General features: G+C 54.9%; 19 protein-coding genes. 12 read left to right on the forward strand and 7 right to left on the reverse strand.

Going from position 1 to position 20,865, the window contains the following annotated elements:
* The first annotated feature begins 73 nt into the window (after window positions 1-73).
* Window positions 74-616, forward strand: coding sequence for a hypothetical protein (locus tag VFT64_03800; GenBank protein ID HEU5046946.1), 543 nt, complete (start codon window positions 74-76; stop codon window positions 614-616).
* An 89-nt stretch (window positions 617-705) separates the two neighbouring features.
* On the opposite strand, the gene VFT64_03805 is transcribed toward VFT64_03800, so the two are convergent.
* Window positions 706-2,391: a long-chain fatty acid--CoA ligase gene (locus VFT64_03805; GenBank protein HEU5046947.1), complete on the reverse strand. Its 1,686-nt coding sequence runs from the start codon at window positions 2,389-2,391 to the stop codon at window positions 706-708.
* Between the two features lie 155 nt (window positions 2,392-2,546).
* Here VFT64_03805 and VFT64_03810 point away from each other — a divergent pair, with 155 nt between their 5' ends.
* Complete coding sequence (locus tag VFT64_03810) at window positions 2,547-3,533, forward strand: division plane positioning ATPase MipZ (protein ID HEU5046948.1); 987 nt, start codon at window positions 2,547-2,549, stop codon at window positions 3,531-3,533.
* 31 nt (window positions 3,534-3,564) lie between these two features.
* The gene (gene mnmE / locus VFT64_03815) at window positions 3,565-4,887 is read left to right on the forward strand and encodes a tRNA uridine-5-carboxymethylaminomethyl(34) synthesis GTPase MnmE (protein ID HEU5046949.1); all 1,323 of its coding nucleotides are present in this window, start codon (window positions 3,565-3,567) and stop codon (window positions 4,885-4,887) included.
* Window positions 4,888-4,961: 74 nt separating this feature from the next.
* Here the strand turns inward: mnmE and VFT64_03820 are convergent, their stop codons facing one another.
* The 3 genes from VFT64_03820 to VFT64_03830 all read right to left on the reverse strand — a co-directional run bounded on the left by VFT64_03820 (window position 4,962) and on the right by VFT64_03830 (window position 7,372).
* Window positions 4,962-5,264, reverse strand: a complete 303-nt coding sequence (locus tag VFT64_03820) for a hypothetical protein (GenBank protein HEU5046950.1) — start codon at window positions 5,262-5,264, stop codon at window positions 4,962-4,964.
* 142 nt (window positions 5,265-5,406) lie between these two features.
* Window positions 5,407-5,751 (reverse strand): hypothetical protein, encoded by a 345-nt coding sequence (locus VFT64_03825; protein ID HEU5046951.1) that lies wholly within the window; start codon window positions 5,749-5,751, stop codon window positions 5,407-5,409.
* Window positions 5,752-5,956: 205 nt separating this feature from the next.
* Window positions 5,957-7,372 (reverse strand): hypothetical protein, encoded by a 1,416-nt coding sequence (locus VFT64_03830; protein HEU5046952.1) that lies wholly within the window; start codon window positions 7,370-7,372, stop codon window positions 5,957-5,959.
* Window positions 7,373-7,635: 263 nt separating this feature from the next.
* Here VFT64_03830 and VFT64_03835 point away from each other — a divergent pair, with 263 nt between their 5' ends.
* Window positions 7,636-8,229 (forward strand): OmpA family protein, encoded by a 594-nt coding sequence (locus VFT64_03835; GenBank protein ID HEU5046953.1) that lies wholly within the window; start codon window positions 7,636-7,638, stop codon window positions 8,227-8,229.
* 36 nt (window positions 8,230-8,265) lie between these two features.
* On the forward strand, window positions 8,266-8,763 hold the full coding sequence (locus VFT64_03840; GenBank protein HEU5046954.1) for a hypothetical protein: 498 nt from the start codon (window positions 8,266-8,268) through the stop codon (window positions 8,761-8,763).
* Between the two features lie 2 nt (window positions 8,764-8,765).
* Here VFT64_03840 and VFT64_03845 read toward each other — a convergent pair whose 3' ends face one another.
* Both VFT64_03845 and VFT64_03850 read right to left on the reverse strand, forming a co-directional pair.
* Complete coding sequence (locus VFT64_03845) at window positions 8,766-9,155, reverse strand: ACT domain-containing protein (GenBank protein HEU5046955.1); 390 nt, start codon at window positions 9,153-9,155, stop codon at window positions 8,766-8,768.
* Entirely contained in the window at window positions 9,152-10,273 is a 1,122-nt protein-coding gene (locus VFT64_03850) for a histidine decarboxylase (protein ID HEU5046956.1), read from the reverse strand. Before VFT64_03850 ends, VFT64_03845 begins: the two co-directional genes overlap by 4 nt.
* A gap of 191 nt (window positions 10,274-10,464) precedes the next feature.
* Between VFT64_03850 and VFT64_03855 the strand changes: the two genes are divergently transcribed.
* Window positions 10,465-10,947, forward strand: coding sequence for a nuclear transport factor 2 family protein (locus VFT64_03855; protein HEU5046957.1), 483 nt, complete (start codon window positions 10,465-10,467; stop codon window positions 10,945-10,947).
* Here the strand turns inward: VFT64_03855 and dnaE are convergent.
* Window positions 10,944-14,411: a DNA polymerase III subunit alpha gene (dnaE, locus tag VFT64_03860; protein ID HEU5046958.1), complete on the reverse strand. Its 3,468-nt coding sequence runs from the start codon at window positions 14,409-14,411 to the stop codon at window positions 10,944-10,946. The genes VFT64_03855 and dnaE overlap by 4 nt on opposite strands.
* A 170-nt stretch (window positions 14,412-14,581) precedes the next feature.
* Here dnaE and VFT64_03865 point away from each other — a divergent pair, with 170 nt between their 5' ends.
* The 6 genes from VFT64_03865 to nuoL all read left to right on the forward strand — a co-directional run bounded on the left by VFT64_03865 (window position 14,582) and on the right by nuoL (window position 20,863).
* Window positions 14,582-15,289, forward strand: coding sequence for a TadE family protein (locus tag VFT64_03865; protein ID HEU5046959.1), 708 nt, complete (start codon window positions 14,582-14,584; stop codon window positions 15,287-15,289).
* 8 nt (window positions 15,290-15,297) lie between these two features.
* Window positions 15,298-16,008, forward strand: coding sequence for a TadE/TadG family type IV pilus assembly protein (locus VFT64_03870; protein HEU5046960.1), 711 nt, complete (start codon window positions 15,298-15,300; stop codon window positions 16,006-16,008).
* 161 nt (window positions 16,009-16,169) lie between these two features.
* Entirely contained in the window at window positions 16,170-17,849 is a 1,680-nt protein-coding gene (locus VFT64_03875; protein HEU5046961.1) for a Tad domain-containing protein, read from the forward strand.
* 125 nt (window positions 17,850-17,974) lie between these two features.
* Window positions 17,975-18,583 (forward strand): NADH-quinone oxidoreductase subunit J, encoded by a 609-nt coding sequence (locus tag VFT64_03880; GenBank protein HEU5046962.1) that lies wholly within the window; start codon window positions 17,975-17,977, stop codon window positions 18,581-18,583.
* Window position 18,584: 1 nt separating this feature from the next.
* On the forward strand, window positions 18,585-18,911 hold the full coding sequence (gene nuoK / locus VFT64_03885; protein HEU5046963.1) for an NADH-quinone oxidoreductase subunit NuoK: 327 nt from the start codon (window positions 18,585-18,587) through the stop codon (window positions 18,909-18,911).
* Window positions 18,911-20,863 (forward strand): NADH-quinone oxidoreductase subunit L, encoded by a 1,953-nt coding sequence (gene nuoL, locus VFT64_03890; GenBank protein HEU5046964.1) that lies wholly within the window; start codon window positions 18,911-18,913, stop codon window positions 20,861-20,863. The genes nuoK and nuoL overlap by 1 nt, the downstream gene beginning before the upstream one ends.
* Window positions 20,864-20,865 lie beyond the last annotated feature (2 nt).

Raw genomic sequence — 20,865 nt, forward strand, 5'->3', positions numbered from 1 at the left:
AAGGCGGAAGCTTTCAGAGCAAGTTCGGACGCTGCGCAGAAATGCGTAGCCAGATAGACTAGGAGTCTTAAGGATGGTCAGGATCAAACTGCCGTCCAGCAGGCGCATGCGGGCACTGCTCATCGCAGGAGTACTGCTTTCCGCCTTCGTCGCCGTCATCGTTCCCAAGTTCGTCTCCAGCGGTAACAAGGGAGACGAGATGGTCTGCTTCAAGACGCCCGAGGGTAAGGTCATCGCGGCCCGTCCCGGGAATGTCGAGCGGCAGCCGGGGATTCTCAAGGTCAGTGTGTTCAGCGGCGTGAGGAGCATCGACCTCATCGCCGACTACACCACCTACGACACCGCCGGCATGAACGAGGTCGGCGATGGCGCAGCGACTCTCGCGGGCCCCTACAAGGGCTACTCGGTCGACAAGCCCGGCGTGAACGACCCGAACCAGCCGGGAGCGCGAGACGTGCCGCTGCTCGTGAAGGACGCCAACGGGAGCGTGTCTGCCAAGATCGTCACGGTCGCCGTCTTCTACGGCCAGCCGGTCGGGATGGGGGACAACCTGTACATGGGCTATGCCGCAAGTGGCAAGATCATGAAGGGAGGGCTGCAACAGCAACCCTGCTGACGCTTCACGTCGGTGCGTGATCGCGGCACGCGTTCTTCTTCCCGGTGGGGAGTCGAACGCGTGCCGTACGTGCGTTTAAAGTTTGGTGCTCACTTTTTTTGCTTGGTTTTTTCTTCTTCAATGAGGATCTTTTTCAATATCTTGCCGATAGCCGATTTTGGGAGCGTTGTGCGAAATTCGAATAAATGCGGCATGGCGTAGGCGGAAACTTTGTCCTTCAAGTGACTGCGCAGCGCTTCTTCCGTAAGGGTGCGGCCTTCCTTCATGACGATGAAAACTTTGGGTTCCTGCACGCGCTGCGGGTGGTGGACGCCGATCACGGCGGCCTCCAGAATATCCGGGTGCTGGTAGAGTATTTCTTCCAGATTGCGCGGATAAATCTTGTATCCGCCGGAAATAATCATTTCCTTGAGCCTGTCCACCACGAAGAAATATCCGTCTGCATCCATATAAGCCAGATCGCCGGTATGCAGGAACCCGTCGCGCAACACCTTGCCGCTTTCCTCCGGCTGGTTCAGGTAACCCTGCATGACCTGTGGCCCGCGCACACAAAGCTCCCCGACCGTGTTGGGAGGCAGGTCTTTGCCTGGTTCCTGAAGATCCGTAATCTTCATCACCGTCGCCGGAAAAGGCAGGCCGATGGAGCCCGGTTTATTCACCCCGAAAAGCGGATTCGCGGCAGCCACGGGGGAGGCTTCGCTGAGCCCATAGCCTTCCACAAGCTTACAGCCCGTACGACCCTCGAAAACTTCTTTAACCTCAAGCGGCAGCGGACCGCCGCCGGAGATACACATTTTCAGCGAGGAAAGATCGTATTTCCCAATATTCGGAAAATTGTTTATCGCGGCGAACATGGTGGGCACCCCCGGCATGAGTGTCGGGCGCTTGCGATGCACATCGCGCAGGATATTCTCCAGCACAAAGCGTGGATGCAGCAGCATGGTCGAGCCGGTATGCAGCGACAGATTCATGACCGTTGTCATCGCAAAGACATGAAACAGCGGCAGCGCGCCTACGATAATTTCCTCGCCGTGCCGCAGGCCCGTAAACCACATGCCGCATTGCACAGTATTGGCATAAATATTGGCATGGGTCAGCACCGCACCTTTGGGCACGCCGGTGGTCCCTCCCGTATATTGCAGCACGGCGATATGGCGTTCGGGCTGAATGCTGATGGGCCGCAGCGGTGCGCCGCCGGGAACGGTCATCGCACGAAAGCTTAAATGGTGCTCGTCCTGCGGAATACGGGCAATGTCTTTGCGCCGCAGGAACCGGAAGGCAAGGGCTTTGAAAGGTGACAATACCTCATCGAAGCGGCTGACGATAATGCGCTGTAAAGCGGTTCTCCCAAGACATGCCGCAACTTTCGGATAGAGCGCTTCCAGCGCCAGCGTAATCATGATGGAAGTGGAAGAGTCGTTGATCTGGTGCGTGATTTCCGGCACGGAATAAAGAGGATTGTAATTGACGACCGTGCCCCCTGCTTTCAGGATGGCGTAGTAGCTGATAACGAATTGCGGGCAGTTCGGCATGAACAGGCCTACGCGCACACCTTCTCCCACGCCGATTGCCTGAAGGCTCGCGGCAAATCGCTCGACGCTCGCAGCCAGCTCCGCGTAAGTTGTTTTGGCTCCGAGAAAGTCGATCGCGGTAACGTTCGGATATTTTCGCGCCGCTTCATCCGGCAGGTCGAACAGCGGGCGAGCAGGCATGGAGCAGTCCCATGGGATATTCTCAGGATAGGAACTCAGCCAGGGATAAAATTCATTCGACATGGCGCCCCGCAAATGGTCCTTTTATAATACCGCATACACCGCGATTTCACAATCGGTTACTTGCCGGTCAAAAGCAAAGGGCTTGAATGTTTGACACGCATGCCGCAATCGGGTATGTGTAAATTTATCACAGGGTCATAGGAAAGAGCGGTGTTATGAATTTTTCATCCCCCATCAGCGGTCAAGATCCCGAAAACAAAGCACAAGGCTCCCGTAAACCGGGATATGTCATCATCGTCGGAAACGAAAAAGGCGGGTCCGGCAAGACCACGACCACGATGCACCTGATAGTAGCGCTTCTGCGTTTGGGCTTCACCGTAGGTAGCATGGATATCGACGCTCGCCAGCGCAGCCTCTCGCGCTATATTGAAAACCGCCGCCAGACGATCGAACGCGAAAAGCAGGCTTTGCCGCTGCCGCATCATATCATCATCCAGAAAAGCCCGTTCACGCAGCTTAAGGAAGCCGAAACCGATGAGCGTGAACGCTTCCTCAAAGGCCTGGCACGCATTTATTACAACAACGATTTCATCGTGATCGACACTCCGGGCAGCGATACCTATCTCTCGCGCCTGGCGCACGCATTTGCCGATACCGTCATCACCCCGATCAACGACAGTTTCGTCGATCTGGACGTGCTGGCTAATATCGACGGCGAAACGATGAAGATCGTCCGCCCGAGCATCTACAGCGAAATGATGTGGGAACAGAAACTCGAACGCGCCAAGCGTGACGGTGGTTCGATTGAATGGATCGTCATGCGTAACCGCCTAAGCAACATCGACGCGCGCAACAAACGCCATATGACCAATGTGCTGGGTGAACTCTCCCGCCGCATCGGGTTCCGCGTGGCCCCCGGTTTCAGCGAGCGCGTGATCTTTCGCGAAATGTTCCTGCAGGGTCTGACCGTGCTCGATATTATGGACGGCCCGAATACGTCCGCCAGCCTGTCGCTGTCGCATGTCGCTGCCCGTCAGGAAGTGCGCGATCTGCTGAAAATACTGCACATCCCGGCCATTGACGAGCGCATCAATAACCTGCGCACGCAGTCGCAGGAAAAACCGGCAGCTGCGACGGCTGAAACCGCTGAAGCAGCGGCTGAACCGGCTCCGGTACAGCAGACCGCAGAAGCGGTCAGCTGATTCTCCTGAGCAAATAAAAGGCTGATTCCCGATGCAGACGATTTTTGCCGTCGCCACGCCGCCCGGAAAATCGGGAGTGGCGGTTATCCGTATTTCCGGCGAACAGGCAAAGACAGCGCTCTGCGCTTTGGGAGTGCCGCAATCCCTTACTCCCCGTATAGCAGCGCTTGCTTCACTGCAGCATGCAGGCGAGGCAATCGACAAAGCGCTGGTACTATACTTCAATGCCCCCCATAGTTTTACCGGTGAGGAAGTGGCGGAGATCCATTGCCATGGCAGCCGCGCAACCTTGCACAAATTGACGCAGGTGCTGGCTTCCCTGCCGGGCTTTCGCCTTGCCGAGCCGGGTGAATTCACGCGCCGCGCCTTCCTGAACGGCAAGATGGATCTGACGGCAGCGGAAGGGCTGGCGGACCTGATCGACGCCGATACCGAAGCGCAGCGCAAGCAGGCTTTGCGCGTGATGGAAGGGGAGACGGCTTCATTCTTTGAGGCGCTTCGCGCCGATATTCTGCATAGCCTCGCTTTTCTGGAAGCCTATATCGATTTTCCCGATGAGGATATTCCCGAAAGCGTGCTGGCGGAAGTCACGTCAGAGATCAATGAAGTGGCGGCACGTATCAGCGCACAGCTTGCGGATAACCGCGCAGGCGAAAAAATACGCGAGGGGATTTATATCGCCATTCTCGGCGCGCCCAATGTCGGTAAATCGAGCCTGCTGAACTGGCTGGCCAAACGCGAGGCAGCGATTGTTTCCGACATTGCAGGCACGACGCGCGACGTAATCGAGGTGCAGCTGGATATCAAAGGCTATCCCGTCATTCTGGCCGATACGGCAGGTATTCGCGAACAGGCGGAAACCATCGAGCGCGAAGGCATCCGCCGCAGCTTTGAGCGTGCTCGGACGGCGGATATCAAGCTCGTCATGTTGGATGCAACGCAGGCCGCAGCAGCCCAAAATGTTTCGACGCTGATTGATGAAAATGCCATTGTGCTGTGGAATAAAGTGGATGCTGCACAGTCACCGGGTGCGGCCCTGGCTGACAATATCAAACCTATTGCGGTTTCGGTAAAGGAGCGTATAGGGCTGGAAAAGCTGATAGAAGCCATTGAAACGAAAATAGCAGCTTCCGTGCCGCCGGAAGCGTCTTTCATCACGCGCAGCCGTCACCGCGCTCATTTGGTAGCAGCATTAGAACATCTTGGGAAATACGAAGCCGCACGCATGCGCGCATTGGAGCTGGCCTGTGAGGAATTGCGCCGCGCAGCCACCGAGATCGGCAAGATCACCGGCCGCATCAGCGTGGATGAAGTGCTCGGGCATATATTCAGCAGTTTCTGTATTGGAAAATAGAGTGCCGGCGGACGGAGCAGTACCCGTAAGGGATTTATCTGCTCCGCCGCTCGCCCGTCTGCTTGCGGCGATTGTCAGTGTTGCAACAACCACCGGGGCAGGCGCTCACACGTGTGGATGAACTCGTCCCACAGCATGATGACGACGTGGAGCGGGTGGTGCACGAGCCAGTTCCCCTCACCTGAGAAACCCCGGCTGTGAATGCCGGAGCCGATGTGGAGAAGCAGGAAACCCAGCATGTGCAGGGTGAAGTAGATGGCGATGACCAGACCCGTCAGGTCGAGGATTCGCACAATCTCCGCGCGCCCGTGGCGCAGGGACGAAGTCGCGATCTTGCGAAGGCGGCGGGGCCATCCTGTGAGCCAGGTGGGGTTCACTGAAATCCTTCCATGAGAAGATGAAGTTCGCGGCACGGGACGGGCGGCGCAGCATCCACGAAGGATGTTGTTCTGCGCCGCCCGCCCGTCTCAGTGCCTCTCAGTCCGGCCGCTCAGCTGTTTCCGGCCGGGCGTTGGGGCTTCAGGCGGTGCGGTGCCAGCGACCCTGGAAGATGTGGTCGTTGATCCAGGGGAGCGCCGTGTCGAGCGTCCAGTGGTACAGGTCCACCGGGAAGCTCCACAGGTAGCGCCCGATGTGCGCCATCATCGCCCGGTTCTCAGCCTGCTCCTGCTGCGAGGGCCAGGTGAGCACGATGACCGTGACGACGACCGCGATGGCAGCGACCACGCCGATCGCGAAGAGGTGCCGCTGGAACCAGTTGCGGTTGTCGACGTGCGGCGTGTAGGGGTACGTCGGGCCGGTGGTGGCGAGGGCGAGAGCCGCGGGGCCCTGCTGCTCGTCGGTGGTGTCGGGGTTCTCCGACATGAGTCCCTCCAATGGGGGATCGAGGTGGGGGTGCATAAGGATAAAAAGTGAATCCCGGCACCCATAACGGCCCAAAATCGGATATGCACCGTACGAATACGAAGCAAAATGACCGATGATGGGGTTGTGCAAGGTTATTCTACCATTACGCGTGGAGGGGCTCAAGCAAACTTATATGACATTGCTGTCATATTACGACGAAAAGCTATTGTTTTTGCCTTATATAAACACTCGCCGCTTTGCCACGATAGACGAGTTTCCATTCCGGGTTCCAGTCCCACAGCGCCTGTTTGCCTTCTTCATTGGCGATGATAAGGCCGTTAAAGCCGTATTTTTCTTCGACCATATGCGCTTTTCCGCCGAAGCCGTGATACTCGGCGAAATCCTTGTAATCGGCAAGCAGCGTGTCGCTGTAAAGGCTGTTGGCACGCCCGTCCACAAACACTTTAACACGCCCGCGCCAAAGATAATCCAGGTAACCGCCAATATTATAATCGGTGAAAAAGCGCGTTTGCGGATAGCGGTCAACGACATAAGCCGCCTCCGCTGCCGGAAAGCGCTTGGCCGGGAAACCTGCAGGTTCTTTCAAAATGGCATCGCGCGGATAAGGAGAGTACATCAGCAGGCAGCCTGCTGCCGCCAGTATCCATGCCAGTGCGCGGATATCATGTTTCTGCATATCTCCGGCGATGGCATGTTCTATGCGCTTCCAGGAAGGGTTGGTTGCAGCAATGGCCGAAAGCCGCAGGCTCAGGTAAGGCATAAGCAGGATGGAAGCGAGGATCGAATGGCGCAGGCTGGAAAGCGACAGCAGGATCACGAAAAGCGCCAGCACCCGGTCCGGCAGCGGGATTTTCTTGTCTGTCAGATTAGCTGTGCACAGGAAGATAGCTAGCAGCAGGGTAACGGGTAGGTTATGGCCCACTTCCACAGGCTCCCATTCAATGAGCATATGGCTGAACGGTGCTGCCAGCGTGCGGTATGCACCGTAATAAATACCGAAACCATAAGGATTGACGAGTGTTGCAAGCAGGCATAGCGCCGCGATCATGCCATATTCACGCAGCATCCTGCGGTCTTTATCCAGGAGCGCGGGCAGCATGAACAGGGCAAACAGTACAAATGCGAACAGGAAGCCGCCATGCAGATTGACCCACAGGGCCATAAGCACAGGCAGTGGAGCGAGGTAAAAAAGCTTTCCGGTGACGCGGTATTGCTGGAGCAGCAGGTAGAATGTTAAGGTCAGCACCACAGAACACATATTCGGGCGGGCAAGCGTGCCGGTAAACACAACCATTGCCACCGGAAACAACAGCAGCAGAACGCTTAAATGATCCGCTCCCCGACGGATGCAATGCGTTGCCATGAAGGCAATGCAGGCAGCGAAGGTAATAATGGTCGCGGCATAGACAGCGCTAAAACTTCCTATGCGAAACAAGGCGCTCAATCCCAGATCGAACAACCAGGACAGGTTATACCAGATTTCCCCTTCTGCAGTGTAGCTCCAGCTGTCTGCAAAAGGGATGCGATGTGCGGTGCGGATAAGATCACCGGCCGCCAGATGCCAGGCCGTATCCGGGTCAAAAAACACCGGTGCGCCACCTAACCCAAGGATAACCATAACGAAAAAACAGCTGAAGCAAAAAAAAGCGGACGGTTTGAGCATGAGGTGGGCAAGGCTCCGAACAGTGAAGCGACTGACTTTCTGATGTTAAAAGAACATACACCAATTAAAGCATTTGGCGATGCTGCAAAATTGTCACATAGGCTGTGATATTAATAATACTAGCGAATTAGTCATTGCAAAAACGCGAGGTTGTTTGTTTTATGAGGCGAATTAATATCGCGTAAAATTTAGATAATTAACTTCAGGAGCGAATAATTATGACTAAACGTATTTCCATAGTTTCTGCGATTGCCTTTGCGGCCGCAGTTGTGCTGCCGGTGGCTTCCTTCGCGCAGGACATGATCCCGAATGCCATCGTGCATGATTCCCGTGGCAATCAGGTGAAGGACGAACGCGGTAACTGCATCCGTACCACCTACGGCGACCATAACGAAAACTGCGGTGCTGCAGTGGCTCAGGTTGTACAGGAACCGGTAGCGCACACCAGGCTCGCTTCTGTTTATTTCGACTTCAACAAGTCCACGCTGAACAAAAAGGGCCGCGTGACCCTGAACAAACTGCTGCGCACCCTGCGTAACAAGAAGATCGAAGAAGTGACCATCAGCGGTTATGCGGATGCACTCGGTTCCGACTCTTACAACATGGCGCTGTCCAAGAAGCGCGCTGAAGCAGTTAAGCATTACCTGAACGCTCACGGCTTCAAGCATGCTGACACCGAAATGCACGCGCTGGGCAAGAAAGATGCCGATGCATCCTGCAAAGGCCTGAAAGATGGCAAACTGCATGCTTGCATGCAGGAAGACCGCCGCGTAGACATCGAAGTGAAAAGCGTTGTTAAGAACGCCCAGTAATACTGGCGCAGGCTAAGACGGAAGAAGGGGGCAGCAATGTCCCCTTTTTCTTTTGTAGGAGATCATGCAAAAGGAGAGCAGACAGTGAAAGTGAAAGCAGTCCTGTTAGCAATATTGTTACTGGTATCGCATGCGGCCAGTGCATCAGAAGGAGAAGAGGCAGGAGAAGGCGGAGAACACAAGAAAGCCAAGCAGCCCGCAAAACCGTTGCCGGATTCTGCGGTGAGCATCGTGCTGCAATTGCCTGAGTTGCAGGCATGGCAACGCCATATCGAGGCCAAGAATGACGGAAGCACCCTTACCGCATGGGGAGACACCATTCAGGAAACCAAAGACGGTAAATGCTGGGAAGTGGCGGTGGCCCGGACCAAAGACGAGAATTCCAAGGTCCTGAAGTATTTCTGCGTTATGCAGGCAAGCAGGGATATATTGGTGGAAAAACCCTCAGAGGACCCGCTGGCAGGTGTCGAATTCATGCCTTATGAAGACTGGCATAAATCCTGCCCCGCAGATGCCAAACCGGGAACCTGCTGAAACTAAATCAACACGTCGTGCAGCAGCTTACGGGCCACTTCATCATTATCCGTGCTGAGCGCCACGTAGCAATAACCGTCCTGCCGGTGCATCGTACTGATGCCGCGAATAGAAAGCTTCGCATCGTTTAACTCGCGGGTAATCTTGGCGGAAGCGCCGGGCTCATCCACGATACGGATGACCACCAGTTCATTGGACACCACCTTGAAGCCTTTCTGGCGCAGTGCCATGACGGCATCATGCGGCTTATCGACAACCATTTCTACAATCGCCTGACTGTCGATGATTCTGCCGTCCAGATCTTCAATATTGATGTTATGGCTGCCAAGGATTTCGGTAATATCGGCAGCGAGGCCGGGGCGGTCTTCCGCCATCAGCTTAATGGATTTCATGCTGCATTCTCCTTCTTATCCGTTACAAGATCGCGCACCAGCGCATCCACTCGCTCTTTTGTGACGCCGGGCGCGAGAATGATGTGACTTTCTTCCCCCTGCGTCGCCAGCGCCCATTTGAGTTTAATGGCATCGCTTGCCTTGGGGATAACGACGGTCAACGCATTCGTATTGCGCCATGCGGGAATACCGTGCTCGTTAAGTGTTTTGACCGTGTAATCGGCAACGTCGAGACAGATACCGATACGTTCCTTCAACCCTTCCACACCGTATGTCTTGATGACGTGCCATAACAGCAAGGGTGAAAAGGCATTGCGTGAGCCGGTGATGGTCGTATCGCGGCAGCCGATATAGCCGATACTCTGGCCGATGCGCTCTACGTTATCCTTGCGGGCGATGACGACGCCGCAGGGGATGGGGGAGCCGAGGAATTTATGCCCGCTGATGGCGATGGAGTCTGCGCCTTCGGTGAAGTCGAATGCAGGCTTGGGCGTCAGGAACTGAGCATAGGGGCCGCAGAATGCGCCGTCGCTATGAATATAGCGCTGGTGGATGACAAGGCTGTCCAGTATGCCGCGAATGCGCAGTGTATCGTCCCTCGCTTCTTTCATCGTGGTGCCGATATTGGCGAAGACAATGGCCGGAACATCGCGGTGTAGGCGGATACTTTCCTTGAGATCGTCATAGTCGATTTCGCCGTTCGCCTGCGAACTGATCATGATATGGCGCATGCCCAGCAGATGTACGTTCTTGGCGACGCTGTAATGTGTGTCCTCGGAGAAATAGACAATGCCGTTAGGATAAAGCTCGCGTGCAAGGTAAAGCCCGTAGAGATTGCCTTCCGTGCCGCCATTGGTGACATAACCCCAGTAACTGCCCGGCTCGGCTTTGAAAAGCGCAGCGAAGAAATCCACGACCTCGCGCTCCATCTCACGCGTGCCCATATGGTAGGTGCTGGGCTGGAACGGATCGCCGATATTGTTGATTGGGAATTCGAGAAACCGGTAGAGTGAGGAATAATCGAAGCTATGTGCGATGGGATATCCCATCAGTTCCTTACTTTTATAATTCAGCCTGTCGTAAAGTTCGTCCAGGCGCTTCTGACTGTCATTGTCCATAATAAATTCTTTAGCGTTATAGTGTATATTTAGCCTGATAGATTACTGATTTTGATACAAAAATGCAACGGCAGAAGCTGAAACGGTCTCTGAAACTGGCTTTTGCGGACTGCGGGAATAGTCCATCTGCAATATCGTAATAGCTTTTTAATCTCTCCTGACCGCAAATGAATGCCTATGAAGGAGAGGCGATGAAACCAATCGAAGAGCCCATTACCGGCGACGAACCCCTGACGGATTTAAGCCAGCCTCAGCAGGCCCTTATTGAATTCTATAAGGCATTCAATACGCGTAACCTGGACTTGATAGACCAAAATTTTGCGGCGACGGATGAAGTCGTCATTGATAATCCTCTGGGCGGAATCAGGCGCGGTTCTGAAGAGCCCCGCAAAATGTATAAGAGTATTTTTCAAAGCCCGGCGGATGTCCATGTAACGTTCTCGGACTATACTATCGATCGGGCTGGCGATGTATTCTGGGCGGTTGGGTTTGAAAAGGGGACATATAAAGAGGGTGGTAACACCCATGACTTGACCATTCGTACAAGCCGGTTATTCCGGCTGATAGATGGCAGATGGAGACAGGTCCATCATCACGGCTCTATCGATGATCCGCAGCTGCTTGCAAAATTCCAAAGTGCTGTCCGCTCGCCGAAACCTTCAGCGGTTGCCTAGGCAGCTGCTTCCTCGGTGGCCATAACACCTTCAAGCGTCGGAATTTGCATCAGGCTGTTGGGGGTGAGGGAGTAACGTCCTGGCAGGGCGATATCCACAAGCTTGGAGCCTTCTATGAGCGTACGCAAGGTGATTTTGCTTCCCGAGCCATTTGCTTTGCCTAGCACATTGCGCAGTTTCTCCGCCGCTACCGGTGTATCTATCGTAATGAGCAGATGCTTGGGCATAGCCGAAGCCTGAATGCCTGCAATCGCTTCCTCCAGCAGCTGCATGGACTGCATGATGAGTCTGGGGCCATTTTCCTCGCGTTTGCCGTCCACGACCGCCACGATCATCTGGCCGCCTTCCAGCTGTGCACGGTAGCGGTTCAGGATATCTTCCTTGAAGATGGAGATTTCAAACGCACCGCCTTCATCGGACATGCTGACGAATGCAAACCGGCCTTTCTCACCGCTGCGCACCTTGATCTTGCTTACGAGCCCTGCAATCTTCATCGGCGCATATTGCGTGGTGAGCCGTTTCATGAACTGTCCCGAGGGCACAACGCCGAGCTTCGCCAGTGAACTGCGGTAGCCCTGCATGGGATGCGAAGAAAGAAAGAAGCCAAGCGCTTCGCTTTCATTCTCCATGCGCTCCATCGGGGTCCAGTCATCGCATAGCGCCAGCGCGGGCATGGCGGCGGGAGCGGCGTTATCGTTACCGCCGAAGAGGCTCACCTGCTGGCTTTCCTTATCGCGTGCAATCGTGTTGTTATAAGCCAGCACCACGTCGAGCGACTGCAGGAGCTGATTGCGGTTTTTATGCAGGCTGTCGAATGCACCGGCCTTGACGAGATATTCCATCTGGCGGCGGTTCATTGCATGCGAGGGTGTGCGGGCGGCTACGTCCCAGATATCCTTGAACGGACCGTTCTTTTCCCGTTCTTCGATCAGCATGCGCATCGCCGCGTCACCTACGTTGCGGATTGCGGCCAAGCCGTAACGGATCGCCTTATCGCCTTCCGGTGTGAACAGCACGCCGGACGCATTAATATCCGGCGGGAGCGTCTTGATGCCGCTGCGCGCAGCTTCTTCGCGGAACACGGCAAGCTTGTCCGTGTTGTGCATATCGTAATTCATCGACGCAGCAAGGAACTCGACCGGGTGATTGGCCTTCATATAGGCCGTCTGGTAAGAAACCAGCGCATAAGCCGCAGCGTGCGATTTGTTGAAGCCGTATTCGGCGAATTTCGCAATCAGGTCGAAGATGCTTTTTGCCTGCTCCTTCTTCACGCCGTTTTCGACGGCGCGGTTTACGAAAATATCGCGCTGCGCTTCCATTTCGGCGCGGATCTTCTTACCCATCGCGCGACGTAAGAGATCCGCTTCGCCGAGGGAGTACCCGGCGAGCAGCTGGGCGATCTGCATCACCTGTTCCTGGTAGATGATAACGCCGAACGTTTCCTTCAGCACCTGTTCCAGCGCCGGGTGCAGGTACTCAGCCTTCTCGTGTCCGTGTTTACGTGCGATATAGGTGGGAATACTGTCCATCGGGCCGGGACGATACAGCGATACAAGCGCGATAATATCTTCCAGGCAGTCAGGCTTCAGGCGCTTGAGCGTATCGCGCATGCCTGTACTTTCTAACTGGAACACGCCGATCGCATCGCCCGTGCCGAGCATTGCGTAAGTCTTAGGGTCGCCTTCAGGCAGTTTAAGCAGGTCGATCTGCACGCCTGTACGTGCCACCATCTCCACGGCTTTCTGTAGCACCGTGAGTGTCTTCAAACCCAGAAAGTCGAATTTCACAAGCCCGGCTGCTTCGGCATATTTCATCGAATACTGCACGACAAGCATGTCCGATTTCGGGTCTCGGTAAAGCGGCACAAGTTCGTTAAGCGGCCGGTCGCCGATCACGACACCCGCCGCGTGGGTGGAAGCGTGGCGGTTCAGTCCTTCGAGCTTCTGCGCGATACCCACCATATGGGCGACCGTCTCATCGGCATCGATGGCGCTTTGCAGCGCCGGTTCCATCTCAATCGCCTGCGCAAGCGTGACCGGAGCAGCGGGATTGTTGGGCACGAGCTTACAGATGCCATCCACCTGACCGTAAGGCAGCTGCAGTACGCGGCCTACGTCGCGCAGCACCGCGCGTGCCTGTAATTTACCGAACGTAATGATCTGCGCCACGCGGTCATTGCCGTATTTATCCTGCACATAGCGAATAACTTCGTCGCGCCGGTCCTGACAGAAATCCACGTCGAAGTCAGGCATCGACACACGTTCCGGGTTCAGGAATCGCTCGAACAGCAAGCCGTAACGTAAGGGATTAAGGTCGGTGATCTGCAGCGCCCATGCCACAAGCGAACCCGCGCCCGAACCGCGACCCGGCCCTACGGGGATATCATGTTCCTTACTCCAGGTAATGAAGTCCGAGACGATGAGGAAGTAGCCAGGAAATTGCATCTTCGTGATGACATTGATCTCAAATTCCAGCCTCTCGCGGTACGGTGCGGCAACTTTTTCGCGTTCCTCCTCGCTCATGCCTTCGGTGAACACATGCGTTTCCAGTCGCATCTGCAGACCGGCCCTTGCGCGTTCACGCAGGGATTCCGCCTCATCTTCAGCAAAGCGCGGCAGGATAGGCTTGCGCGAAGGCGACATGGAAGCGCAGCGTTTCGCGATGGCGACGGTATTCTCCAGCGCCTCTGGAATGTCGGCAAACAACGCGCACATTTCATCCGGCGTTTTAAAGCGGTGTTCCGGCGTCAGGCGGCGGCGTTCCGCTTCCGAGACATATCTTCCGTCCGCGATACATAATAATGCGTCATGCGCTTCATACATGCCTGCATCGGAGAAATGGATATCGTTCGTAGCGACAAGCGGGATATTGTGCTGTTGCGCGAGTCCGATAAGCCCTGTTTCAATGCGCCGTTCACTGTCAAGATGATGGCGCATCAATTCAATATAGAGCCGGTTCGGGAACAAATCCCTGAGCATCAGCAGCGCCTGTTCCGCCGCTTCCTGCTGGCCGATCAGAAGTTTTCTTCCTATCGCGCCGTAAATGCCGGCGGTCAACGCGATCAGCCCGTCTGTATGGCCATTCAGATCGCTATAATTCAGTCTCGGCGCAATACCGCCGTCGGGATTCGTATATGCCTTGCTGCAAAGTTTCAGCAGGTTGTGATAGCCTTCATCGCTCTTAGCAAGCAGCAGAAGCTGATCGGGCGTGGAGAGGTTGTTTTGTGAGCTTTCATTTTTATCCAGCGGCGAGAAGGAAAGTATGCTGCCGATAATCGGCTGGATGCCCGCATAAGAAGCGGCCATTGAAAAATCCAGCGATGCAAAAAGATTATCATGATCGGTAAGCGCAACCGCAGGCATGTTATTCTTGGCAGCCAGATCGGTAAGCTGCTTGATGCGGATGGCTCCCTCCAGCAGGGAGTAGGTGCTTCTGACCCGTAAATGAACAAAAGAAGGAGTCATGATAGTTGTGGTTGTAATTCCAAAGAAAATGTAGTTAATAATAAGTTAACGTGCTTGCCGGATGACATCACTATAGCTCACGAATAATATTGGAGCGAATGTTTTCTGGAGAGCGCGGCGCAACCAACTGAACCGGGCAATGTCTTAGACGTTGCAGAAGGTGATGGCGTATGATGATCGCAAATGCCGGATTAGTTTCCGGTCGCAAGACGGTGCAGCAGCAGGGCGCTCTACTGGCGCGGCTCATCTCTTGCGAAAAAGCGGCCGCGGCGGTTGAGTTTGCGATTATAATCCCACTACTTCTGGTTTTAGTATTCGGCATTATTGAATGCTGTATTGTCTCGTATCAGATCACCACGCTGGACGGGGCCCTCACGCTAGCTGCCCGTGAAGGTGCAACGGGCGCGCCGGATGTAAGCGACAGCGGTGTCGTGGGCGGCAAGCGCTGGAACAATATGCGCACATTGCTGCTGGAACGCGCGGGCGGTATGTTCGATCCCCATAATATAGAAGTATCAGCAACCGCTTACCCAGATTTCGCAAGTGTCGGCGCGAATGGCAAGGGAAGGGCGGGCAGTCTTGGTGCGCCCAATGAAGTGGTTGCTTACAGTGTTTCCTATCCCTATCCCATGCTGCCCTTCATGCAGTCACTCTTCGGCAGTCGCGGCAGGATATTTGCCACCGCGCTCGTGAAGAACGAAGCCTTTGCCGTAACCCGTTCATCCGCATCGCAATCGTCATCGTCTTCCGCAGGAGCATCGCAAGCTTCTTCCGCGCAGCCACAGGCCCAGCCTGCTGCAGCGGCGGTGCCGCGCGTAGTGCCTGCAGCGACGATCGTTCCGACCGCGCATATGCGCGCCTGCACGCCGCTTTGTTAGGAGACTCTATGCGCAAAACTGCGGTTCATGGGAAGAAACTGCGCGGCGCGATCCACACTATAATAACGAGTAATGAGGGCAGTGCACTGGTAGAATTTGCCATATGCCTGCCGATTATCCTACTGCTGTTTTACGGCGGCGTAGAAGTGGCGCGGTATCTGTTAATTGTAAAGAAGCTCCAGGATTCCGCCACTCAGGTCGCAAGCATCATCACCAGCACCGATCCCGTAAAGACCACGCTGACAAAGAGCGATATGGATGCAATCGCAACCGGGGCTTTTCTGCGCACGATCAGCCCCTATGCCAACGGAAAAAATGCGTTTGTAATTATCAGTGATATTTATGCCGACCCCGATGCTACTTCTCCCGGAACGCCTACAGTGAAATGGCGCTACTGCGGCGGTGAGATGAATCTGGAACCGCGCGCTCATAAAAGCACGCTGCTGATTGCCAGTCGTTTCGGCAATGTCGGCGCGCCTGCGGATCTGAGCAGCCTCTCTGCAATCGATGCCCATACCTCTTCCGCTCCCTTTACGCTGGAGTCAGGCGATGAGATTGTTGTCGCGGAAGTATTTTACGACTTTCATCCTATCATAGAAAACAGCATCACCAATGGCGTGATTTCTGCAAGAAGGCTTTATTTCTCGGCGCTCAGCGTTCCGCGATTTGCGCATCTGAACGGGCTGGTCGGCACCACGTTCAAAGGGAACTGCGGATGATGCGGCGAGTAGAAGGGAAAGCGATTGCGTGGGAACGCGGAGGAGCCGCAGGCGACGACCCCTTTAGAGGGGGGAAGCGTAAGCGAGGGGGGCAATTTCTTGCCCCCCTATATATAATAAATAACACCTTCCTTCGGTTTTTGACCTCACAGGAAGGCAATGTGATCGTCATTATTGCGTTTGTGTTGTTTGCGTTGATTGCAGCGGCGGGCGTGGCCATCGATATGGCAAGAGTCGAAAGCGCAAAGGATAAGCTGGAGAAATGCCTGGATACGGCAGGGCTAGCCGCCATCTCCAAAATCGGCGATACGCCGAATAATATGACCGTCAAACACTGGATTCAGCACAACGTGGATAAATATTTCTCGGTCAACTGCCGGTTCGGCTATATGGGCATGGGAGTGATTGTAACAGGCGCAGCCTTAAGCGCCGATGGTAATGAACTGACGCTCGATGCCGTAACACGCCAGCCCACGAAACTTATGTCGATTGCGGGTATTGATTCTGTAACCGTTACTGCCCATTCCGTTGTCCGGCGCGCGGCCGGTGACAGTATCGAGCTGGCGCTGGTGCTGGATAATACCGGGTCGATGGATATGCGCGTGGATCCGTCGCAGACAAGTTCCGCCAAGAAGATCGATGCGCTTAAGAGTGCGACGCGGATGCTTATTAATAAGCTGAATCTGCGTAATGCGGCTACTCCCAATGCATGGATCGGGATCGTGCCGTTCTCGCAGGCCGTGAATATCGGTGGCACAGGAAGTCCCGCCAGCACATGGAACGCAGGCTGGGTAAAGCATGATAATAATAATGAGGATTTTGGTCCGGCGGAGGGGTATAATACGACTTGCGATGCGTATAATGGCCGTTCATCCACAACATCGGGCAATAGCGGCTATTGCACCTATCCGGGCACGGCGACGCATTTCAGAGCTACACACTGGTATGGCTGCGTGGGCGCACGGGCTGAACCTTATGATACGAGTGATGACACTGCCTCCGCTGCACCGTTTCCAGTTTACGAGTTCTTAAGCCAGTCGGCAGCGGATGTTGCCAATGCTTATCCCCAGTCGTCTTATCCGCAATTATACCAGGACGCTACTTATATAAATAAGCTTGCCAATGAGTGGAAATTCAGCCCCATTCGTAATCCGGATGGCACCACCATGTCCGGCACGCAATATAAATCTCTGCTGCTCAATGTCGTCAATCCGGCCACAGTGCCACCGGCTTCTCCTTATCCGCTGGGACCGAATGCTTATTGTCCACCCGCCGTCACGCCACTTACCCATGACAGAACTGCACTACTGACCGGCATCAGTGCCATGCAGCCCGGCGGGCAGACGATTATCCCGGTCGCGCTGGCTTGGGGCTGGCGTATGCTGTCGCCCAAATGGCGCGGTGCTTGGGGAGGCGAAATGGGACAGTATGGCTTGCCTTATGATTATAACCAGAAGGGCAAGCAAAAGGCGCTGGTGTTCGTTACCGACGGCTATAATTACTTCTTCCCCGGCAGTTACACGGCGTACGGCAAGCTGGCCGACGGACAGCTCGGCACAAAAGACGAGGCAAAAGCCGAGCAGGAACTCGACCGCCGCACATTGGCTCTCTGCAGTGCCATGAAGGAGCAGGGAATCCAGATTTATACGGTTGCCTTTGGCCAGTCTGACAATATTAACAGCTTTGCCCCTGCCGGCGCGCAGGCAGAGGTAAACGGCAAGCTGATGCAGGATTGCGCCACCAGCCCGCGCATGTATTTCTTCGCGCCCACAAACGGCAAGCTCAATTCCGCTTTCGACGCTATTGCGAATTCGCTGCTGAATCCGCGCGTAATCCAATAACAAACGCCTCAAAGTTGCAGGCAATAGCAGGCTACCACAAGAAAACGCAATTTTTTTGTTTTCAGTTGCACTTCGTGCCTTCTTTGCTATTTGTGTATACTTCTGAACCTAAGAGGATGTAAAAATTGATAATAGCAACCCTGGTGTTTTACCTGTTCGCTATCGTGCTGGTCTTCTCGGCGCTGATGGTGATCGGTGCGCGCAACCCGGTGCATTCGGTGTTGTTCCTGATCCTGGCATTCTTTAATGCGGCGGGGCTCTTTCTTTTGATCGGCGCGGAATACCTCGCGATGACGCTGGTCATTGTCTATGTCGGCGCGGTAGCGGTGTTGTTCCTCTTCGTTATCATGATGTTAGATGTCGATTTCGCAAGCTTGAAACAAGGCTTCCTGCGTTACCTTCCTGTGGGCGGAACGGTAGCGGCAGTACTCTTCGGCGAATTGATCTTCGCGGTCATGTCCTCGCTGCACAACACTCATGATGTGGCAGCCAAAGCAACTCCGATTGTAAAAGACGTTCCCAATACGCAGGCAATCGGCAATGTTCTTTATACAGACTATATATATGCGTTCCAGGTAGCAGGGCTGATCCTGCTGGTAGCGATGATCGGGGCGATCGTGCTCACGCATCGTACGCGTCCGGGTGTGCGCCGTCAGAAGATCGCCGCGCAGATTGACCGCAAGCGTTCCGACGCGGTAGAACTCGTAAAAGTAAAGCCGGGGCAGGGAGCATAATATGGAACATACATTTTTCGGCTCGATAGGTATCTTTCATTACCTCGCTGTATCCTCGCTGCTGTTCGTACTTGGGATTTGCGGAATTTTCCTGAACCGTAAAAACATCATTACGATCCTGATGTCGGTGGAGCTGATGCTGCTCGCCGTCAATATCAATCTGGTGGCGTTCTCGGTTTACCTGGGCGATATCAGCGGCCAGATTTTTGCGATGTTCGTGCTGACCGTAGCGGCAGCCGAGGCGGCGATCGGCCTTGCGATTCTAGTGGTGTTCTTCCGTAACCGCGGTTCGATTGCGGTGGAAGATATTAATGCGATGAGGGGATAATGGAAACAAGCTGTCTGGCCACTGCCGTTTTGTTTCTCCCGCTGATTGCTGCGGTGCTTGTGGGCGTCTTCGTGCGCGTGATACCTGCGCGCCTCGCGCAGCTCATCACCTGCGGTGCGCTTGTCACAAGCGCTGTGTGCGCTGGCTTCGTATTCCATGATGTAGCATTGCTCGGCCATGTGCAGAAAATCAAACTGCTGGAATGGATCGATTCCGGTGACTTCAATGTCAGCTGGGCCATCCGCGTGGATGCGCTGACGGCGGTAATGCTGGTCGTCGTGACTTGGGTATCCTCCGTAGTGCATATTTACTCCGTCGGCTATATGAGCCATGACGAACACCGCCAGCGTTTCATGGCGTATCTGTCGCTGTTCACCTTCTTCATGTTGATGCTCGTGACCTCCGATAACCTGATCCAGCTCTTCCTCGGCTGGGAAGGTGTAGGTCTCTGCTCCTACCTGCTGATCGGGTTCTGGTACAAGAAGCCGGAAGCTAACGCTGCTGCGATCAAAGCATTTATCGTCAACCGTGTTGGTGATTTCGGTTTCGCGCTCGGCGTAGCGGCAACATTCCTGCTGTTCGGCTCCGTGCAGTTCGACGTGATCTTCGGCAACGCAGCTGCGCATGCGGGCGACACAATGAACTTCCTCGGCAATAGCTATCACGCGTTGACGCTGATCTGCTTCCTGCTGTTTATCGGCGCGATGGGTAAGTCGGCTCAGCTCGGTCTGCACACCTGGTTGCCGGACGCAATGGAAGGCCCGACTCCGGTTTCCGCCCTCATCCATGCCGCGACGATGGTAACCGCAGGCGTATTTCTCGTGGCTCGCTGCTCGCCGCTGTTTGAGCAGGCTCCGTCCGCGCTGGAATTCGTGACTGTCATCGGCGCGCTCACAGCTTTCTTCGCGGCCAGCGTCGGCCTCGTACAGAACGACATCAAGCGCGTGATTGCTTATTCCACCTGCTCGCAGCTCGGTTATATGTTTTTCGCTTGCGGTGTCGGTGCTTATTCCGCTGGCGTATTCCACCTGATGACGCACGCCTTCTTCAAGGCGCTGCTGTTCCTTGGGGCCGGTTCCGTCATCCACGCCATGTCCGGCGAACAGGACATGCGCAATATGGGCGGTATTTGGAAAAAGATTCCCGTTACCTATATCTATATGTGGCTAGGTTCGCTCGCGCTGGCCGGTATGCCGTTCTTCGCAGGCTACTATTCCAAGGATATGATTCTCGAAGCGGCTTATGCTGCAGGAACCCGTGTCGGTGAGTTTGCTTACTGGATGGGCATTGTGGCTGCATTCATGACGGCATTCTATTCCTGGCGCCTGCTGTTCATGACGTTCCACGGCAAGCCGCGCGCTTCGCATGATGTCATGCACCATGTGCATGAATCCCCGGCCGTAATGCTCGTTCCGCTGCTGCTGCTCGCAGCCGGTGCGATTGCCGCAGGTTACATTGGCCGCAACATGCTGGGCATGGTAGCGCCGGAAGGTGAATTCTGGGCAGGGGCGATCAAATTCAGCGAATCGCATAATGTGCTTGAAGCGGCAGAACATATTCCGCACTGGGCCGGTCAGTTGCCGGGTCTGGTCGGTATCTCCGGTATCACGCTGGCATTCGTATTCTATATTCTGGCTCCCTCCATTCCGCATAAGCTGGCAGAGGCTTTCCGTCCAATCTACCTGTTCCTGCTGAACAAGTGGTATTTCGATGAAGCATATGACGTGATCTTCGTGCAGACGGCAAAACGCTTCGGCGCACATCTGTGGAAGTTCTGGGACACAAAAGTGATCGACGGGCTGGGACCCAACGGCGCGGCATGGGTATCTGCCCAGTTTGGCAAATGTGCCAGCAGGCTGCAGACCGGCTATCTTTATCATTACGCTTTCGCCATGCTGATCGGGCTTGTATTTATTGCTAGCAGCGTGTTGTTTATGGCAGGGGGACATTAATC

This window comes from Rickettsiales bacterium, from assembly GCA_035765535.1.
Classification (GTDB): Bacteria; Pseudomonadota; Alphaproteobacteria; order Rickettsiales; family JABCZZ01; genus JABCZZ01.

What these genes read in the sequence shown, in the direction of transcription:
- VFT64_03800 (HEU5046946.1), top strand. Translation starts at nt 74, where the DNA reads ATGGTCAGGATCAAACTGCCGTCCAGCAGGCGCATGCGGGCACTGCTC.
- VFT64_03805 (HEU5046947.1), bottom strand. Translation starts at nt 2,391, where the DNA reads ATGTCGAATGAATTTTATCCCTGGCTGAGTTCCTATCCTGAGAATATC.
- VFT64_03810 (HEU5046948.1), top strand. Translation starts at nt 2,547, where the DNA reads ATGAATTTTTCATCCCCCATCAGCGGTCAAGATCCCGAAAACAAAGCA.
- mnmE (HEU5046949.1), top strand. Translation starts at nt 3,565, where the DNA reads ATGCAGACGATTTTTGCCGTCGCCACGCCGCCCGGAAAATCGGGAGTG.
- VFT64_03825 (HEU5046951.1), bottom strand. Translation starts at nt 5,751, where the DNA reads ATGTCGGAGAACCCCGACACCACCGACGAGCAGCAGGGCCCCGCGGCT.
- VFT64_03830 (HEU5046952.1), bottom strand. Translation starts at nt 7,372, where the DNA reads ATGGTTATCCTTGGGTTAGGTGGCGCACCGGTGTTTTTTGACCCGGAT.
- VFT64_03835 (HEU5046953.1), top strand. Translation starts at nt 7,636, where the DNA reads ATGACTAAACGTATTTCCATAGTTTCTGCGATTGCCTTTGCGGCCGCA.
- VFT64_03840 (HEU5046954.1), top strand. Translation starts at nt 8,266, where the DNA reads ATGTCCCCTTTTTCTTTTGTAGGAGATCATGCAAAAGGAGAGCAGACA.
- VFT64_03845 (HEU5046955.1), bottom strand. Translation starts at nt 9,155, where the DNA reads ATGAAATCCATTAAGCTGATGGCGGAAGACCGCCCCGGCCTCGCTGCC.
- VFT64_03850 (HEU5046956.1), bottom strand. Translation starts at nt 10,273, where the DNA reads ATGGACAATGACAGTCAGAAGCGCCTGGACGAACTTTACGACAGGCTG.
- VFT64_03855 (HEU5046957.1), top strand. Translation starts at nt 10,465, where the DNA reads ATGAAACCAATCGAAGAGCCCATTACCGGCGACGAACCCCTGACGGAT.
- dnaE (HEU5046958.1), bottom strand. Translation starts at nt 14,411, where the DNA reads ATGACTCCTTCTTTTGTTCATTTACGGGTCAGAAGCACCTACTCCCTG.
- VFT64_03865 (HEU5046959.1), top strand. Translation starts at nt 14,582, where the DNA reads ATGATGATCGCAAATGCCGGATTAGTTTCCGGTCGCAAGACGGTGCAG.
- VFT64_03870 (HEU5046960.1), top strand. Translation starts at nt 15,298, where the DNA reads ATGCGCAAAACTGCGGTTCATGGGAAGAAACTGCGCGGCGCGATCCAC.
- nuoK (HEU5046963.1), top strand. Translation starts at nt 18,585, where the DNA reads ATGGAACATACATTTTTCGGCTCGATAGGTATCTTTCATTACCTCGCT.
- nuoL (HEU5046964.1), top strand. Translation starts at nt 18,911, where the DNA reads ATGGAAACAAGCTGTCTGGCCACTGCCGTTTTGTTTCTCCCGCTGATT.